Source organism: Paenibacillus sp. MY03 (genome assembly GCF_002165585.1).
In the GTDB taxonomy this organism is placed as follows: domain Bacteria; phylum Bacillota; class Bacilli; order Paenibacillales; family Paenibacillaceae; genus Pristimantibacillus; species Pristimantibacillus agaridevorans.
On the sequence record NZ_MXQD01000016.1, the window covers coordinates 18,343 to 37,522 of the forward strand.

Here is a 19,180-nt window from a genome sequence, read left to right on the forward strand (position 1 = left end):
TCATAGCTCGAAAAGAGAGGTTCCGGGTAGGTACACTTCCTCCTTTTCGCGTACGATCGTCCCGAATTTCAGGGACCAATATGCACGCCGCGCGTACGTTCACCGGTACCAAAGGCGCGATGCCGCGCAATACCGCCGGAAAAAGCGTACGTTGCTTGCCGATACGCGGCTCGGCCTGTTCAGTGCTTGGCTGACTCGACGACTGCATGCGTTAAGACAAAAAGCGGGCTACAAATAACGTCGCCCGCCCGTCGCAATTCTCCCACGCAAATTTATTGTTCCGAACCGTACAACTGGCCGCAACCCGCATTAATGTCTGAGCCGAACTGGGTTCTCACGGTCACCCGCATCCCTCTGCTCCTCAGAACTCGTACGAATGCCTCGATGCTCGCTCTCTCGGACTGACTATACCGCTCACCGGTCCCGTCCGTGGCATTGTAAGGAATTAAATTTACGTGATATAGATGTTCCCGCAAGCCTCTTCCCATAAGAAGCCCGGCGATCTCCTCCGCATGCTCCCGAGAATCATTGACCCCTTTAAGCAAAATGTACGCCACATAAACCTTCCGTCCCGTTTGCCGGACATGAAGCTCCAGCTCTTCCAGCACTTCGTGCAGCGGGAAACGGTTATTGATCGGCATTAACGCGCTTCTCTGATCCGGGAACGGAGAATGCAGCGAGAAGGTTAGATTCACTTGAGGGAACTCCTCCCTTAACCGGCGCATAGCCGGCACGATGCCGATCGTGGACACCGTGATCCGCCGCTGGCCAAGAGCGAACAATTGCGGATCCGTCATAATCGACAATGCCTCGAACAGATATGGATTGGCTAATGCCTCCCCCATGCCCATGAACGAAACGCTGTCCAGCACATGCCCCTGCATAAGAAAATACAACAGCTGGTCGGTAATCTCGTCCGCCGTCAAATTTCGTTTCAGTCCCATCGTTCCGGTCGCGCAAAACGAGCAGCCGAACCCGCAGCCGCATTGAGAGGAGATGCAATACGAGTCCCAGCCCCTTTCGTAGCTCAGCCTTACGGCTTCTACCCGTTCGCCGTCCTCCAGCCCGAACAGCAGCCGATTCGCCTGCTTCGACGTTATCTCCGCCGCTGGCTTAAGTCCGCACACCTCATTACCCAGCTCCATCATCAGTTCGTCCCGCAATCCCTTTGGCAATATGCCCATGTTATTGTATTCGCGTACTCCCTGCTTGAATATCGCATCCGTAATTTGTTTATACCGATAATCGGGTTGTCCCGTTTTCTTGATAATATCGCTTATTCGTTCGTATCTATTCCTCTTTTTCATCGCTTTCTCCCTTTGGCCCCGGAGGAAAGCAACACCAAAAAGAAGCGCCGGCAAGCCGGTGCTTCAAGCGCTTTTTATCAACCAAAACGATCGTGAAACTACGCCTCCCGGCGCATTAGTCACCGATAGGCGGATTCCGTCAAGGTAGGATAAAGCTCCGGCGGCCGTAAAATGTGAACCATGCCCGCTGACTTGTCGTCTTGCCCGTCGAATGGCAGGTTCACGTAATCATCTACAACTTCCGGCATCACTTCATCCTCCTTCTGCCCTGCGGCACTCATGTAACAAGTACCCTAACACGGAACCGGTCTGCCGGTCAAGCTTACTCCCCCGCGCAGGAGGCAGGCTTGCAGGCATGTTGTTGACACGACACCAAAAGGCGTCCTACAATCAAAACGGCACCAAGCAGCATTTAAACCGACTATTAAAAGAGGATATAAATTGACAACTAAACGATAAGGAGTGTTTCCCTTTGACAACTAATCAAACCAATCCCAAGGTGGACGGATTTCTAAGAAAAGCGAAAACATGGAAAGCCGAATTTGAGGAGTTGAGGAAAATCGTTCTCGATTGCGGGCTGACCGAGGATTTTAAGTGGATGCATCCTTGTTACACCCATGAAGGCAAAAACATCGTGTTGATACACGGGTTCAAAGAATACTGCGCCCTTCTGTTCCACAAAGGCGCCTTGCTTAAGGACGATCATGGCATTCTGATCCAGCAGACGGAGAACGTGCAAGCCGCCCGTCAGATCCGTTTTACCAGCCTGCAGCAAATCGAGGAGATGCAGTTGATCTTGAAGGCATATGTCGATGAAGCCGTCGAGATAGAAAAATCCGGCAGGCAAGTAGAGATGAAACAGCATGCCGAATACGTCATTCCCGAGGAATTGGAAAATAAATTCGCGGAAATCCCCGACTTGAAAACGGCCTTCGAAGCATTGACGCCTGGACGGCAGAGAGCGTACATCTTCTACTTCTCCGAACCCAAACAATCCAAAACCCGGGAGTCCAGAATCGAAAAGTACTTGCCGCAAATACTAGATGGAAAGGGACTAAAGGATTAACAGGTTAGCTGGCAAGACCGTTAGCGCCATCCCCTTCATCAGGGAGCAGATCGCCTCGGCATCCGCTCCTATTTCCTGTTGAAGCACGTTGGGGGGACCAATCAAAAATCCAAACGCCCCAGCAACGCGCCTTCCGCCCATCGCCTAACTCGCTTACCTTGCCTACCTTGCCTACCTCGTCGCCCCGTCATACGCCTTCTGCATAATTTCCACGTACCGATCCGCATTCAACTCCCGAAGACCGTTCACGTAAGCATCCCAATCCTCGTTCAAATGTTTGTTGCCGGTAATGAACTGCAGCGAGCTTTCTTCCACATAATTGCGGATGTTCATCTGCAGGAAATTAATTTCGTCGGCTACCTCCGGCTGAATCCACAGCGACTCCACCGCCAGCATCTGCTCCGGCTCGTGTCCGTCGTACAGCTTCGTCGCCTCCATGAGCCTGCGCTCGTAGCCGTCCGGCGCGTAGATATCCGTGCCCTGCACCCAGCTGTCGCGATATTCCCTGGGCATGTAGAAGTGGCCCATTCCGCTCCAGCCGGAATTGTTGCTCTTCTTTCCGCTATCCACCGGTATGCGCGCGAATTGCGGCTTCAGCTCCGGATTTAGCGCCTGCTCTCCCGGCTTCGGCCGTCTCCAGTCGACGCCTTCTTTGCCCGTCTCGGCGAAGGCCTGCCCTTCCGGCGTATACATATAATCCACCATACGAATGAGGGCGATCTGCGCTTCTTCGCTTGCCTTGTTCGTAATGACGAACTTGGCGCCCGGCGAGACGCCGATATTGACATGGGTGGCAAACGACGCATGCGGCCCCGCCAGCGGAGGCAGCGGATTATAGTCCTTCCCGCGCGTATTGCCCGGACCCGTATTGACGAAGATATCGGGATGCATCGCCGTACCCGCGCCCAGAATCGTCGCGTCCGCGTTTTCTCCGATTTGCTTGTAGGCGACGGCGTTTTGCGTAAAAGCTCCGGGATCGATCAGCCCTTCGTCGTAAAGCGACTTGATGTAGGCCAAACCCTCCCGCCATTCCGGTGTATCCGCCGCCATGCTCACCCGGCCGTTCCGAAGCTGAAGATAGGTGCTGTCGTCGTCGTAGATAAATCCGTTCATCAAGAACGGCATGATTCGCACCCCGAAGTCTTCGGTGGAGCCGCTTAGCGGAATTTCATCCGCCTTTCCGTTCCCGTTGGGATCCATCGTTTTAAATGCCCGCAGCACGTCTCTGAATTGCTCCGTCGTCCGCGGCATATCCAGATCGAGGGCATCCAGCCAGGACGTGTTGATCCACATTTTGTTCGGAAAGGAGCAATGGTAACACTCGCTGTATGCGACCAAACCGTAGATGTTGCCGTCAGGAGCCGTGTTGAAAGCGCGCAGCGTCTCGTTCTCCTCCATAGCGGCCTTTATATTCGGCGCGTATTCGTCAATAAGATCGTTGAGCGGAAGAAATACGCCCTGTTGCCCATAACGGAGCACATCCGCCTGAGAGAACTGATCCACATACGTTGTCAAAATGTAGGCGTCGGGATAATCGCCGCCGGCAAGCGAGATTTGACGTTTCTCCTTGGCGCCCGCCGATGCGACGGCGTTCCATTCGAACTTGACGTTGAACCTGGACTCCAGCTCTCTCGTGAAGTCGTTCGTCTCCAGATCGCCCGACGGCTCCTGCTGGGCGAATACGCGAATAGCGACGGGAGCGGCATCGTTGGCGTCGTCGATGGCGATGTCCGGCTCCGACGTGCACGCGCCAAGAACCAGCGCGAGCGCCAGAAGCGCCATCGCGGAAGCAAGCTTTATTCGAATACTGCTGCGGGCTGCTCTCACGCCACTCTCCCCCTAACCGTCCAATGCGGATTGTCTGAACACGCTCGGCGACACGCCCGTCACGCGCTTGAACGCCCTGCGGAACGAATGCGAGCTGTTGTAGCCTACCTTCGCGGCGATCTCGTCGACGGTCAATGCCTCGTGCTTCAGTAATATCGATGCATGCTCCATTCTAACGTTCTCCAGATAATCCGACAAATTGACGCCGGTCACTTCCTTGAATAGCTGCGAAATGTATTTCTCCGGCCGTTCCACTTGCTCTGCAACCCGGTATAACGTCAGCGCGGAATCGCCGTAGGCCGATTGGACATACGCCTTAATCGCCTCGATCGTGCGCATATGGCTGTCGTTTTTCCGGCTGCGCACCACTTCGCACAGCGTCTCCATGACGCCGTCCAGCTCCTCCTGTATAACCTCCAGCGGCTCGGAAGGCTGAATGGCAATAATCCGGTTCTTCGTCTCTTCGAACGATTCGGCCTCCATAAATACCTTTTGGTCAAGCAGCTTCAGGAACGTACCTTTCATCTCTCCTGCCAGTTGCCCCTTCATCTCGTAAGAAAGCTCCCGCTGATCCGTATTCTGGGACACGATAGAAGCCAGGATGCGCCTGGCCTCATCCAACTCTCCGGCGCGCACCGTGCCGATCAGGCGAAGCTCCAGCTCCAGCGGATAATGGTAGGTCGCGCTCTCATGCCGCGTATCCTCAAACCAGGTCAGCTCCTTGCGGTTCTGGTGAACGGCCACATCCAGCGTTCCCTTGGCTTGCTCGTAGGATTGGCTCACCTCCGTAATCGTCTGGAACAGCCCGCCCAGCACGACCGTTACGGAGATGCGGAGCTCCTCGAACGCACGACGGGACACGCTCTCCAGCGTCTTTGTCACCTCCTCCTTGCCGAGGCCCGACGCCCCCTCCAGATCCGGGAACGCGAACAGGAAGACGATCTTATCCGAGCCCGTGTCAGTCATGCGGACGGAGCTGCCGGAGTCGATAAGCGCCTGCTTCAGGATCAGCCTGGCGGCGTTAAGCTCGTTCAGCACCTCGACGTTGTCGAGCAACGGGTAGCCGTTAACCTGCAAAATGCCGACATACCCGACGTCGCCGGTGAGCCCCGCGTTCGACTGGACGGCCGCGGCGATAATCTCGTCGCGCGTCTGGAATTCGCCCGCAAGCAGCCGCTTGAAAAACGCATCGCGCACGAGAGGCGCCTGACGGATGACCTCCGACTCCAGCCGCTTGTGCTGCGTCAGCATTTGCGCGATATTGCCGTGCAGGAAGTCGAACTCGTTGCGGTGGGCCCCTTCCTCCTGCCCCGGTCCGAACTGCTCCTTCATCACGCCGATAATGCGAATGATGGGCGCGCTGTTCCGGTACGACAGCAGCAGACCAACGATGAGGCCGACGAACAAGGCGATGCCTGTCACCGTCCAGGAGATGAATTTAATTTGGTTGGCGCTCTCCATCAGCGCAGCCTTCGGAATACCCGCGCGGTACACCCAGCCCGTCGTATCCGACTTGATCGTAATGACGAGGTCGTCTTCATAAAATTGGCTCAGCTTCCCGCCATCGAAGTCCCTGTCCTTGGCGAGCGCAGTTACCTGCTCCTCGTCCGCCCCGCGCAGTCCCACCGTATGCCCGTTTCCGTCAGCGATATGGATCCAGCCCCCGTAACGATCCGTAAGGCCGGACAGCGGGTCGGTGATCATCTTCTGATCGATCAGGACGACGACAACCGCCGGCGAAGCTCCGCTGAAGCTGTCCAGAGGAAGCGACTGCATATAGGTTACAACCGAAGTTTCGGTCTTGTTCTCCATGAACGGCCGAAGCGCCATAATTTCGCTGCGGTGGGTCGTTTCCAGCACGCCGCTTTTCCACTCCTCGAACGGCATGCCGGGGTAATGGTAGTTTTCATAATAATGCTCCGGGCGGAAGTAAGCCGAGCCCGGCGTCAACACGACGTCGTAATTGCTTAAGTACACGTAGAATTGCTTCAAAAAGTCGTTCGTCTGTCCGAACGTCAGGACGTCCTTCATCATCTTCCAGATGCCGTATACGTTGGATTGGCTGCCCGTGCCGTTCTCGTTCATCAGAATTCCGAGATCCTGGTTGATGGCAAGCTGCCGCGTGAACCCCTCCACCTCGGCCATTCGGCGCTCCAGCAACTCTTTGCTTTTTTGCAGCTGCGTCACGCCGTTCTCGATGGAGACGGATTCCGTGACGCTAATGGCCGTCTGATACGACATATATCCCGCGATGCTAGGTATGATCAGGATGATGAGATAGGATACAAGGAACCTCCTGAATACTCTGGAATACCTTGGCAAGACGACTCCCCCTCCCGATGACCATGTACTTGAGAGCGCTATCATAACCGATTGGCGGATTTCCCGCAAGCCTCCGGCCGGCTTCTCCCATTATCTCCTATCCCGCCCCCTCGGGCAAAAGAAAAGCAACTGTCGTGTCGGCAACAGTTGCTTTCCCACGCTGACGTTTCTTCTAACGAAGACCGTCTTACCCTACATCCGCCGCAACATTGTTGCTTGAAGCTCGCCGTCCAGCTTATACGCGCGATCCGTCTCCACTTCCAGCGTCGCCGTCCGTCCGCCCGAGCAGACAACCAGCGTGCCGCTTGCGCCCGGCCGGATTGTCGCCTCCGCCAAACGTCCTTCCTCCCAGCGCATGTTTACGATCGTATTCCCTCTGGCGCGAAGTCCTTCCGCCTTGCCCGATGGCCAATTGACAGGCAGCGCTGGCAGCAGCTCGATGGCGCCGGCATGGCTTTGGAGCAGCATCTCGCCGATCGCCGACGTGCCGCCGAAGTTGCCGTCGGCCACGAATATTTGGGTCTCCGCCCCCGCGATTCCGGGCTTGGAATACGTAAGCAGATTATCGAAGCACAGCTGGCCGATCAGGTACGTCAGCTGCTTATGCGCGCTATCGCCATCGCCGAGCCTTGCGAAGCTGGCCGCGAACTGAGCGAGCGTAAACTCCACGTCCTCGAGCCCTTCGCGTCCCATTCGGCGTTGCAGCGTCGTCCTTGCCGCTTCGCTCAGCTCCGGCGTCCCTTGCGGCGTAATTTGCGCCCCCGGGTACAATCCGTACAAATGCGACAGATGGCGATGATCCGGCTGCGCTTCGCCGAAGTCCTCCAGCCACTCCCGCAACTGCCCATTGCTGCCAACCTGCAACGGAGGGAGTTGCTCCATAGCCGACTTCAGTCTCGCCCGCAGCTCCTCGTCAACCGCAAGCGTCGCGGATGCATTCACGCAAAAGTCGAACAAATCCCGAACCAGCATCATATCCATTGTTGCCCCCATGGACAGCGCGTATTCCGGACCTTCCGTCCGCCCGTTTGGATAGAAGCTGTTCTCCGGCGAATTGGACGGCCCTGTGACAAGCCAGCCATGCTCCGGGTGCACGACCATATAGTCCAGGAAAAACAGCGCCGCTTCCTTTAAAACCGGGTACGCCGTCTCTTTCAGAAATACCCGGTCGAGTCCGAACTCGTAATGCTCCTTTAGCTGCATCGCAATCCACAGGCCGCCCGTGACATTCATGCCCCAGTTCAATCCCCAGCCCGGCGAAGAGAAACCCCATGCATTCGTGAACACATGCGCGACCCAGCCCTCGCTGCCATAGAAGGTTTGCGCCGACGAACGTCCCGCCTCGGCCAGCTTCGCCACGAACCTCGTCAACGGCACTTGGCATTCCGCCAGATTCGCTGCCTCCGTCGGATAATAATTCATCTCCGTATTTACGTCGAGATGATAATCGCAACTCCACGCCATCCGATTCGCCTCGCCGTCATTCCATAACCCCTGCAGGTTCAGCGGCAGCGGCGAATTTTCGCGTGACCCCGCGATGGTCAAGTACCGTCCATACTGATAAAACAGAGCATATAGAGCAGGGTCGTCTCCCTCCCCGCTCCGAAGCAAGCGAAGCCGCTCGTCAGTCGGCAGCGCGGATCGGCCGCTATCGCCTTCGCCGAGGTCCAGGCTTACCCGCGCGAACAACTTGCCGTAATCCGCAATATGCTCCGCTCTCAGCGCCTCATAGCTTTGACCTGCTGCAAGCTCTATCGCTTGCATGCTTTCGGCTTCCCAATCGGAATCCGTCTTCCCGTAGTCGGTCGAAACAGCCACATAAATAATGGCCTCGCCGGCGCCCTCGATGCGAAGCCCGTTACCCTCGCAGGCAATCGCGCCTCCCTTCGCCGCCACATGCACGATGCCGCTGGCGAAGACGCCGCAGGTGCCGTCGCTATGAATATCCTCCGTCGCTTGGCTGCGAAAGCGGATATATCCCGCGGCGTCGGCGCCGATCGAGAACAAAGGCGTCCGACCGCTCAAAGCAAGCCGGAACAACAACCCGCCCGTCTCATCCGTCGTGAGGCGCGTGACAAGAACATCGGCGGCATGCGTGGCGAAAGCCTCGCGTCTGCAGGGCGTTCCGTTACGGCTGTAGGCATGAGAAACGATGGCCTTCTCCAAATCCAGTTCCCTGGAGAAACCATCCGCCCCTCCCCCCTCATCGAACAGAATCTCCAAATCCGCCAGCGTCAGATGCGTCCCGAAGTTGCCTTTCGACGGCTCCAGCGTCGCTCTTGCCAGACGTTCGCCGGCCTCATAGTCTCCCGCGAAAAACCGTTCGCGCATTTCGGCCAGAGTCGCCTTTCCCCCTGTCGCGCTCTGCGGCTCCTCGGCACGGCCCGACCAGTATGTGGCCTCCGTCAGGCTCCAGATTTCCTTATCCGCACCGCCTTGAATGACGGCTCCCAGTCTTCCGTTCCCTATCGGCAATCCCTGCTGCCAACCGGCGGCAGGACTCGTATATTGCAGCTTCATGTCTCCCATATCGCACCATCCTGTCTATACTCTATGTTAGCGCTTTCCACAAGAAAAATGGTACCGAGAATGACTCCTTCCCGTAAAGGTACAATTCCGGTTCCAATGGTACGATTCTCCACCTGTTCGACTGAAATCCCTTGCGGGGCGTGGCATCCAGCCTTCACATCCCACAATGTCGCCCTGGCGGAAATTTCAATTCGCTTTTCTATTTTTATCCGCAAAATCCATAAAGCAATGCCAGTCGTATTCCTTCAAGTCATGTTCGCCTGTACGCAGATGATAACCAAGCTTCTCGCCGTGTATCGGCGTCTCCGGCTGCGGGAATGAATGCGTGCCAAGCCCTGCAGCGCTTAATAATTGATACGCCGGCTCGGCAAGCTTCAAGGAAAGAAATTCGGACCGCGGATCTGCCCAAGTATCTTCTGTTGCACTGGATATATAAACACAGCGAGGAGCGATTAATGAGAGCAGCATGTGCTGATCTACCGGAAGCTCATTCTCTCTGTCATTATATGTTTTGTAATTTTCCGCAAACCAATGGGGGAATCGTGTATTAATATGATAAATCGTTTCTCCTGTTTTCCCTCTGGAAATAGCGGCGCCCGTGCTGCCGGAATTATTGCTTACGATCATGGCGAATCTTTCATCCAACGCGCCAGCCCATAGAGCAGTTTTCCCGCCTCTGGAATGACCGACCACAGCAACCCGATTCGCATCGAGATCCGTATCCGTGACCAGGTAATCCATAACCCGGCTGGCTCCCCAAGCCCATGCCGCAATTGTTCCCCATGCATCGGAAGGACGCGGCGCATCCGGCGTACCCGGTGCTTCGAAGATGCCATGAACGCCATTGCGAAAGCCATCATGCTCATCCGGGTCCACATCCTTCACATGGAATACGGCTGCCGCATACCCTCTGTCAACAATAGCCTTCGCAGGCCAAAACTCATCCTGTTCCTCTTGATCGAGGTCCAAATAATCATTATCTCTATTGTTGATCAGCAGAAATACAGGTGCCGGCTTATCGGTCTCGATGGCGTTTGGCACAAATAACAGCAGAGGAATGACGCCCTTGCCGTACGAACCTGTAAACGTAATATCCACTTTCTTGCGGGTGGCTTTGCCTCCCATATAATCTTTTTCCTCTGCCACATGAAATCTTACCGATAGTGGCTGAGGCTCTCTGCCATACACATGGGTCCGAAATAGCTCCAAAATCTCTGGGCGCCTTTTCCGTATCCAATCTGCTGCGGTTGTCACTTGATTGCCATCATTGCACACCAATAAATCAGGCAAAGTCGCTAATCTATTGTCCATGATTAATCCCTCCTCATCATGCACATGGTACCAAGGAAGCTCCGTAGATGCCAGCCCTTCAGTAAATATCGATCCAATTTAGAGTGAATGTTAAAAAACGACAGGATGCCGCCCCTACCGTAAAGGGCGACATTCTGTCGTTTTGGTGCTATAGCGGGAGATTCCCCTACTTCACAATACTTTCCAGAATATGGTCGATCATCTGGTTGTTCGCGATCGGCCCCGTGTACAACCAGCTCGTGTCGGCTCCGAATTCGTGAATGTTGCCGTTTTTCACGGCCGGAATACCCTGCCATACCGGATCCTTCAGCGCCTCGGCACCGTCGCCGTCGCTATTAATAAGGAAGATATGGTCCGCGTCAAGCTGCGCCAGCTTCTCTAGCGAAATCGAGTTCCAACTGAACTCCGATGCGTCGGCAATCTCTTTTACCGTGGCCGGCACTTCCAAGCCAAGCTCCCCATACAGAACGGCTCCGCTGGATTGCGTGTCGCTCACCACGAAGAAGTTGTTCCCTGTCAGCCACAGTGCTGCCGCGGACTGGCCTGCCGCCTTGCTCTGGATTGTTGCTTTGGCCTCCGCCGCCTTCGTCTCATAATCGGCGAGCACTTGCTTCGCCTGCTCCGTCTTGCCCAGCACTTCGCCGACTTTCAGCAGCGCTTGGCGCCAGTCGCCATTTACTTCGTCGCCCAGCGTGAAGGTTGGAGCGATCTGCGAGTATTGTTCGTATTTGCCGCCTTCCACCGTGCTCGCCATCCCCGTAATGATCAGATCCGGATCGAACGACAACACGGCTTCGTAAGGGAGATCGAACGGTATAGCAGGAATGTCGGCCAGATACTCTTGCAAGTAAGCTTGCGTTCCTCTTGTAACTGACCACTGCGCTACGGGCTTCACGTCCAGCGCGACAAGGTAGTCTTCCAGGTAAGAGGCGATGATGCGTTTAGGCTCGACAGGAATGGTTACCTCATGCCCTAATCCGTCCGTCAGCTTGAACTCTGTCGGTTGATCCGAAGCTGTTGGCGCATTTGTTGCTGTATTTGTTGCGGTCGGCTCTGCGCCGGTATCCGCCCCGTTATCGTTATTCGCCGAGCCGCATGCCGCCAGCAGCAAGGAGAGCAATAGAATCCCGGCTAGTGTACTTGTTGATCGTTTTGTTTTTCTAACGTTCATGTTGCAAATTCCCCTTCGTTAAACATGTCTCGGTATGTATTCGTCTCCTATCCGAGCTTATTAATGATAACAATTATCATTATCGTTGTCAAACATTCTTTTCATAGTTATACAAACTTTCTTTTGAGCAAGGCTGGCGGACGCAAAAACAGCCTGCCCGTTTACGAGCAAGCCGTTACTGCCTTTGTTTCGGTGATCATCTAGTTTGCATGTTGGCCGACCAGCGCCCAATCAGCCGCCGTGTAATTGCCCATATGCCACAACGATACGCCCTTCAGCCCGTAGTACTTGGCGAGCCATATCTTTTTGGAGATGCTTTGCGCGTCCTCGTAATAGACCAAATGACTGCCCCGCTCATCCGTAAATTCCGCTTTCTTTAGCAAGTGCGGCGTAGACCAGGTCGTCTTCACGCCAGGCATGGCGAGCCGTTTTTCAACATCCGCGATCCTCGGCTTGTACACGGGTCCGGTAACGCCATTTGGCGCCGTAATCCACTGATTGGCCTGCTTGGACACGCCCAGCACCAGCTTTTCCTTCGGTATTGCCTTCAGCGCCGTCACGACCGTGTCATTGACCAGCGGAAGCGGCGCCGATGGCAGCTTGCTCTCAGCGTGTGTAAAGTCGTACGCCATCAGCACCACCGTATCCGCCAGCTTGCCGATCGCCCCCAGATCGTAACCGCTATAATAATGAATCGGCGGAACTGCGACCGACAAGGTTAACGTGCCTAATTGCTCCTTCAATTCCTTCAAAAATGACGTAAAATCCGCCGCGCTTCCCGCTTCTCTTAACCCTTCGAAGTCAATTTGAACGCCGGTGAAGGAGTAGGCCGGATTACTTAAAGTCGCTAACAAGGAATCGATAAACGCTCCTCTCGCCGGTTCGTCCTTCAGGAAGTCCTTGAGATCCGAGCCTGCGTAGAATACCATTAATTCCTTCGACGCTCCCGCTTTACCGGCCGCCTCCACTACTTCTCCGAAGCCGTTCGGCACTTTATAATCCCCCGAAGCGGTGTTCAGCTTGGCCAAGCCAGCCCCGTCATACTGCAAGCTGGACCAGCCCAAAATGACGTTCGACAGCTTGTCCATATGTCCGAGGGCCGGATAAGATTCTATCGCGTAATAGCCCGTAAAATCGATTTTCTGCCCTGCGATCCGGCTGTCCAGCAAGCGATAAATGACCGCCGCGGCCTGCTTGCGAATGAGCGGCTCCTTCGGCTTAAAACCGGCAGAGTCGCCTTCCATAATTCCCAGACGCGACGCGTAATAGACATAGGGCTGCATATCGGCATCAATGGACGCAACGTCTTTAAATGCACGGGTATCCCGTTCCTTCATCCATTCCGACGACAGCCATGCCTCTCTTTGCTCAATAGGAAGCTTCTCCAGCTGCGACACGCCGATCAGCATCGCGACCTCTTGTCTAGTAATGGTTTGGGACGGAAGAAATCGTCCCTCGGAATCTAGCAAGCTCTCAAGCCAGGCTCTATCGAATGCGGCGGCAATATAAGACGCGGACCAACGGTCCTTGGCCACATCCGCGGGTATACTCCCGATTGGCTGTCCGCTTTCGACTTGCTCTGCTACAACGAGCAGCTTCACAAATGCCTCCCGCGACAAATCCATTCTTGGCCTGTATGTCAAATCCTCGTAACCGTTAATGACGCCCAGCGCAGCCAACGTATAGATCGGATCCAACGCGTAGTCGTTCTCTTCGTCTTTAAACGGCTTCAGTTGGACATCGTAGGCCATTGCGGGGCTCGCGAATAACATCATCGCTATCATCGTTAACAACAGCGTTACTCTCAATTTCATTTCCAGTATCTCCTCCCCGGCGGCTTCATAGAGAAGCCACCAAGAGGTTAGACGCTGATTGGAGGCGGATAGTTGCTCTTACACATGGTTTCGCACCCCTATGATTTCTGTGTGCTTGCCGGCACCCAACACTTAAACGTGCTGCCCTTGCCCGGCTCGCTGGTTACCGTAACGTGTCCGCCCATCATGGCAAGGTAACGATGGCTGATGGCGAGGCCGAGGCCCGTGCCGCCGTACTTGCGGGTCGTCGAGGCGTCGGCTTGCGTAAATGGCTGGAACAGCTTCTTCTGCTGCTCCTCGCTCATGCCGATCCCGGAATCGGCGATGATAAAGGCAAATCCCGCCTGTCCGTCCGATTTCTCCGAACAAACCTCGAATCTTACGTTGCCCTTACGCGTGAACTTGCCTGCGTTGCTGAGCAGATTAAGCAAAATTTGACGCAGCTTCGTAATGTCCGTCTCGAATTCGCCACTCGCGGCGACCGTCTCAAGCACATTGCCGTTGTTCTCGATAAGCGGCTGGATCGTCGCCGCCACTTCCTGCATCAGATCCCCGATCTCTACCTTCTCGTAATACATCTCGACCTTGCCCGCTTCAATCTTGGAAATATCCAAAATATCATTAATCAGCATCAGCAGATGGGTGCCTGCTTTCCGAATCTTGTCGAGATCGTCAACGAACGTTTCCGCTCCCATCTCGTCTGCTTCTTCCTTCAGCATCTCGCTATAACCAATAATAGCGTTTAACGGCGTCCGCAGCTCATGGCTCATATTGGCCAGAAATTGGCTTTTGATCTGATTGGCTTGGATCGCTTCGTCCCGTGCATGCGACAGCTCCATCGTCCGCTCCTTGACCAGGCTCTCCAGATGGTCGTTAAGCTCGCGCAGCTCCTCATTCATCTTGAGGATCTCCGCCGACTTGTCCTCGATCTCCGAATCCTTATAGGTGAACTTGTTGGAGATGAAGATCCCGATTAATGAAAGCCCCAACGTAAACAACGTGCCGCCCGCAATGAAATACGCCAGCCACTTCTGATCGAGAACAAGGCCGGAGCTCTCGCGCCCGCTCATCCCGTCCAGCGGGAACGACGCAGCGACCATGCCCACATAATGCATGCCGGCGACCGCTGCTCCCATAATCATGCCGCTGCCGACTTTTTTGAACCAATACTCGCGATTCTGCGTCCCTTCCCTCCGAAAATAAAACGAAAGCCACAGCGCCGTAATCGCCGCGATCAGCGCGATCAACACCGACAATCCGACGTACAACGGCTCGTACACAATATCAATCAGCATGGCTTCCATGCCGATATAATGCATGGCGACGATGCCCGCCGCCAGCAGCACGCCGCCCGACACGATACGCTTGATCCCGGGCTGTGTCCGTCCCACAATATGCAGAGCAACAAACGATGCCGCGATTGCGACGATGACCGACAACACTACGGTAGGCATATGGTAGGCGATCGGAACCGGCAGCGAGAACGCCAGCATGCCGACAAAGTGCATCGACCAGATCCCGCTGCCCATCGCACACGCGCCGAACGACAGCCACAGCCATCTTCGCGGTCCGAACGTTGTACTGATCCTATTGACCAAATCCAGCACGGTATAGGAAGCCGCGATCGCTACTATATAGGAGAACAACACAAGCAGCATGTCGTAAGTGCCGTGGTTATGGTGTTGCATCGAGTTCCCTCTTCCCGTTCCTAGTATCCCTGGCAGATAAATCCTTACTCTCATTCGACACAGAGCGAATTATTTCCTCCTAAAGTTCCACAGGTCATCCTCTATATCGCTTGTCATGACTTTTAACCTATGTCGAAAGCACAAGAATCTGGTCGTAAAATATCGAATTTACATTTATAATAGTGAGAGAATGGCAAGATTAGGATGGACAGACGGGAATCCTCTCCATTCCCCTATTACATAAGCAAATGAGGCCTACCATGGACGAGTGGAAGCAAAATGCCAAATTCCTGATCGTAGACGATCAAGAATTCAATATCAGCCTGCTGCACCGCATTCTGACTCGTGCGGGATATACAAATCTCGTGACAACTACAAATCCGCTGCAACTGGAGGCCTTGTATCGGGAGCACCGCCCTGATATCGTGCTGCTCGATCTTCATATGCCGGAGATGGACGGTTTTACCGCTATTCGATGTCTGCGTAACTGGAACGAAGGCGAATATTTGCCTATTCTGGTACTGACAGCCGACGTGACGCCCGAGGCGAAGAAACGGGCGTTGCATGAGGGTGCGAACGACTTCATCTCCAAGCCGTTTGATCGGACGGAAGTTGTGCTGCGCATTCAGAACTTCCTGGCCACACGTTTCTATCATCTGAAGCTGCAAGAGCGAAACCAGGATTTGGAGCAACGCGTACGTGAGCGAACACGTGAGCTCGAGCTCGCTCAAGCGGAAATTCTCGACGTGCTTGGCCGGACGGCGGAGTACCGCGACGATGAGACGGGCCAGCATACGAAACGGGTCGGAGACTTGTCGGCTCGTATCGCTCTGGGGCTGGGACTTTCTCCCGATGAAGCTGCACTGATCGGCAGGGCCGCGCCGCTCCATGACATTGGCAAGATCGGCATTCCGGATGATATTCTGCTTAAACCCGGCCGCTTCACTTCCGAGGAGTTCGCCAGGATGAAGGAGCATGCCGATATTGGATCCAGCATCCTGCAAGGGAGCGTCTTCCCCGTTCTTCAGGCAGCCGGCACGATCGCATTAACGCACCATGAAAAGTGGAACGGAAGCGGCTATCCAAACGGATTAAGCGGCGAGGACATTCCGCTCTACGGGCGAATCGTGGCAATCGCCGACTTCTACGACGCCCTCACGCATGAGCGACCGTACAAACGGGCATGGACAAGAGAGGAAGCCATCTCGGAAATTATAGCGCAGTCCGGGCAGCATTTTGATCCGCGCGTGGTTGAAGTATTCCTTGACATCATCGGAAGCGAAGCGCCGTTTAATATTGCCAGGGGGGATTAGGTGGATGAAAGAACGGAACGGGGTTAGCGATAATAGGAATGAGATAGATGTACTCCGCAAAGAGCTGGAGCTCGAGCGGCAAGCACGGCAGGAAGCCGAGCGGATCTCGGAGGAGAAGTCGCACGCGATCCATGATCTCAACCAGGAGCTTCATCAATTGAACGAACAGCTGGAAGTGCTCGTTCAAGAGCGAACGATGGAGTTGTCCCAAGCGCGCGATGCAGCCGTCGAAGCGAACAAGATCAAAAGCCAGTTCCTCGCCAACATGAGCCACGAGCTTCGTACGCCGCTTAACGCCATCATCGGCTACAGCGAGATGCTGGGGGAAGAAGCCGAAGAAATGGGAGAAGCCGCCTTCTCGGACGATCTGCACAAAATACATAAAGCGGGGCAGCATTTGCTCACGCTGATTAATAGCATATTGGACCTATCCAAGATTGAGGCCGGCAAAGTAGAGCTTTATCTCGAAACCGTCGACCTTCATTCTCTCATCGCCGAACTGGTTGCGACCGTGGATCCTCTGATGGCGGCCAACCGCAACCATTTGCTGCTGGAGGGGCTGGACGATTGTCCGGATTCGATCCGCTCGGACGCGACCAAGCTGAAGCAAATTTTGCTCAACCTGCTCAGCAACGCTGCCAAATTCACATCGGACGGCACGGTTACCTTATCCCTCGCCAGCGAGCAGGAGCTTGACGTGCCTGGCATAGCCTTCCGGGTGCAAGACAACGGGATTGGCATGACTCCGGAGCAAGCGGAAAGCGTATTCCTTGCGTTTAAGCAGGCCGATGCCTCCACGACCCGCAAATTCGGCGGAACGGGGCTGGGACTTGCCATCAGCCAAAATTTGTGCACCATGCTGGGGGGCAAAATCTCCGTCGAAAGCGAGCTCGGAGAGGGTTCGACGTTTAAGGTCTGGCTGCCTCTGCAAAGTAATGGCGAGTCAACGGCCGGGGTGTCTTTGGCGTCGGATATTTCCATGCTGACTATACCCCAACCGGAGGTTCCGGCTGGATATGCCAGTGAGACTAGCGATGAGGGCTCCGGCTTAACGAATCTCGTCGCTGCCAATGGAGTCGGCACCGTCCTCGTCATCGACGACGATCCCGCAATGCTCGGATTAATGCAGCGTTATCTCGGTCAGGAGGAATGGACCGTTACGCTTGCTCAATCCGGCCGGGAAGGCTTGCGTCTGGCTAAACAGCTGAAGCCTGATGTCATTTCGCTGGATGTGCTTATGCCTGGCGTTGATGGCTGGAACGTGCTCACCATGCTCAAAAACGATCCCGAACTGGCGCATATTCCCGTCGTCATGATTTCAATGATGGACGAGCAGCGACTCGCTTACGCCATGGGTGCCGCGGAATACGTAACGAAGCCCGTACAGAGGGATCGGCTCATCGGTATTATCGAGAAGTATGTGCAGGAACGACAGTCCCATTCGGTGCTGGTCATAGAAGACGACGCGATCACCTCCGACATGATGACAAAGATGTTAAGCAAGGAAGGCTATAACGTGATCCAGGCCGATAACGGCCATCATGCGCTTAGCCTGCTGGAGCAGGATGCGCCGCATCTCATTCTGCTTGATCTCATGATGCCCGAAATGGACGGGTTCGAATTTTTGACGGTGCTGCGGCAGCACGACGCATGGCGGGACATCCCGGTCGTGGTCGTTACGGCCAAGTCGATTACAGATGAGGATCGCGAGCGGCTAAGCGGCTATGCCAAAAACATACTCAGCAAGAGTCAATTGGAGCGCGAATCGCTGTTGACCGAAATTCGAAGACTCATTGAGCTATCCGGCGGGTCTGTAAAGGGGGTTGTGGAGGATGGCTAGAATTCTCCTTGTGGAGGACAACGAGATGAACCGGGATATGCTGTCGCGCCGGCTCATCCGCAAAGGTTTTACCGTTGACATGGCTGTTGACGGCCGGCAAGGCGTCGAGCTTGCTTCGGCGATCCAGCCGGACCTCATCCTGATGGACCTCAGCCTGCCGGTCATGGACGGCTGGGATGCCACTCGCGCGCTCAAGTCAGATCCCGGCACAAGGAACATCCCCGTCATCGCGCTTACGGCCCATGCCATGACGAGCGACCGTACCCGAGCCTTCGAGGCAGGCTGCGACGACTTTGATACCAAGCCGGTGGAATGGATGCGGCTGCTTGGCAAGATCGAGGCGCTGCTTTCTTCTTCGCGGGCTTAGACGTTCGCGGGCTTCAAGGCCCATGCGCCGCAATTAAGAAAAACCGTCAGGATAGATCATCCTGACGGTCCTTTTTGTGCGCTAGCGCCAGAAAGAAGCAACGTCGTCACCCTGTCTGTTCGGCCTCTCGAATAAGAGGAAAAACTCCCTCTAATACCCTCGTCTCCGCCCTTGCTTGCTTTTTAGAGGGAAACCCTATCTCTAATTCTGGCCGAATCACTGTTTTCGGGTCGAACCACCCCGATTAAAGGGCTGTTTCCCCTCTAAGCGGAGGCGATTTTCCGATTTTCCAGATTAAAGGGAGATTTCCCCTCTTTTTTCCGATACGATATACGGTGGGCCTCTTGGAGATGAGCGGCCTTAAGCTTTGCAAAGCCCTATGCAACAAAGAGTGAACAATACGGGCTTATTGACCAAACTAAACAGGTGTGCGGAACTGAGCGACGTTATTCTCGCCAAATCAACGGTTTCGGGTAACCTTGCGGAACTGAGCGTGCTTATTCCAACCGAATCGCGCTCCATCTCCCTTGTCATCAACCAATAAAGTCTCTGAGTTCCGTAAGCCCTGCCTTTCCCCCTCCATACGATGAAATAAGGGCTCTGAGTTCCGTCCCTCGCTATCGCA

Annotated in this window: 13 protein-coding genes; 4 read left to right on the top strand and 9 right to left on the bottom strand. The window is 54.9% G+C overall.

The annotated features are described in order from the left end of the window. Positions 1-272: 272 nt before the first annotated feature. Positions 273-1,307 (bottom strand): Cfr family 23S rRNA (adenine(2503)-C(8))-methyltransferase, encoded by a 1,035-nt coding sequence (locus B1748_RS17110; RefSeq protein ID WP_087569154.1) that lies wholly within the window; start codon positions 1,305-1,307, stop codon positions 273-275. Positions 1,308-1,426: 119 nt separating this feature from the next. Beyond that, entirely contained in the window at positions 1,427-1,588 is a 162-nt protein-coding gene (locus B1748_RS36865; protein ID WP_179215636.1) for a hypothetical protein, read from the bottom strand. A 191-nt stretch (positions 1,589-1,779) separates the two neighbouring features. On the opposite strand from B1748_RS36865, the gene B1748_RS17115 reads away from it, so the two are divergent. After that, positions 1,780-2,373 carry a YdeI/OmpD-associated family protein gene (locus tag B1748_RS17115; RefSeq protein WP_087569155.1) on the top strand — a complete coding sequence of 198 codons (594 nt, stop codon included), beginning with the start codon at positions 1,780-1,782 and terminating at the stop codon, positions 2,371-2,373. A gap of 171 nt (positions 2,374-2,544) precedes the next feature. On the opposite strand, the gene B1748_RS17120 is transcribed toward B1748_RS17115, so the two are convergent. The 7 genes from B1748_RS17120 to B1748_RS17150 all read right to left on the bottom strand — a co-directional run bounded on the left by B1748_RS17120 (position 2,545) and on the right by B1748_RS17150 (position 15,035). Then, positions 2,545-4,155, bottom strand: coding sequence for an extracellular solute-binding protein (locus tag B1748_RS17120; protein ID WP_087569194.1), 1,611 nt, complete (start codon positions 4,153-4,155; stop codon positions 2,545-2,547). Positions 4,156-4,212: 57 nt separating this feature from the next. Continuing rightward, entirely contained in the window at positions 4,213-6,522 is a 2,310-nt protein-coding gene (locus tag B1748_RS17125) for a helix-turn-helix domain-containing protein (RefSeq protein ID WP_087569156.1), read from the bottom strand. 192 nt (positions 6,523-6,714) lie between these two features. Then, on the bottom strand, positions 6,715-9,051 hold the full coding sequence (locus B1748_RS17130; protein WP_087569157.1) for a glycoside hydrolase family 95 protein: 2,337 nt from the start codon (positions 9,049-9,051) through the stop codon (positions 6,715-6,717). 186 nt (positions 9,052-9,237) lie between these two features. Beyond that, a complete protein-coding gene (locus B1748_RS17135; protein WP_087569158.1) occupies positions 9,238-10,362 on the bottom strand; it encodes an alpha/beta hydrolase family protein in 1,125 nt (374 codons plus the stop codon). 166 nt (positions 10,363-10,528) lie between these two features. Beyond that, positions 10,529-11,533: an iron-hydroxamate ABC transporter substrate-binding protein gene (locus B1748_RS17140; RefSeq protein WP_087569159.1), complete on the bottom strand. Its 1,005-nt coding sequence runs from the start codon at positions 11,531-11,533 to the stop codon at positions 10,529-10,531. Between the two features lie 200 nt (positions 11,534-11,733). Further along, positions 11,734-13,347 (bottom strand): glycosyl hydrolase family 18 protein, encoded by a 1,614-nt coding sequence (locus tag B1748_RS17145; protein WP_087569160.1) that lies wholly within the window; start codon positions 13,345-13,347, stop codon positions 11,734-11,736. Between the two features lie 98 nt (positions 13,348-13,445). Continuing rightward, a complete protein-coding gene (locus B1748_RS17150) occupies positions 13,446-15,035 on the bottom strand; it encodes a sensor histidine kinase (RefSeq protein ID WP_179215637.1) in 1,590 nt (529 codons plus the stop codon). 260 nt (positions 15,036-15,295) lie between these two features. Here B1748_RS17150 and B1748_RS17155 point away from each other — a divergent pair, with 260 nt between their 5' ends. Genes B1748_RS17155 through B1748_RS17165 form a run of 3 tightly spaced genes read left to right on the top strand, consistent with a single transcriptional unit; the run spans position 15,296 to position 18,555 of the window. After that, positions 15,296-16,348 carry an HD domain-containing phosphohydrolase gene (locus B1748_RS17155; RefSeq protein WP_087569162.1) on the top strand — a complete coding sequence of 351 codons (1,053 nt, stop codon included), beginning with the start codon at positions 15,296-15,298 and terminating at the stop codon, positions 16,346-16,348. A 4-nt stretch (positions 16,349-16,352) separates the two neighbouring features. Then, entirely contained in the window at positions 16,353-18,188 is a 1,836-nt protein-coding gene (locus tag B1748_RS17160; RefSeq protein WP_087569163.1) for a hybrid sensor histidine kinase/response regulator, read from the top strand. Beyond that, entirely contained in the window at positions 18,181-18,555 is a 375-nt protein-coding gene (locus tag B1748_RS17165) for a response regulator (protein WP_087569164.1), read from the top strand. Before B1748_RS17160 ends, B1748_RS17165 begins: the two co-directional genes overlap by 8 nt. Positions 18,556-19,180 lie beyond the last annotated feature (625 nt).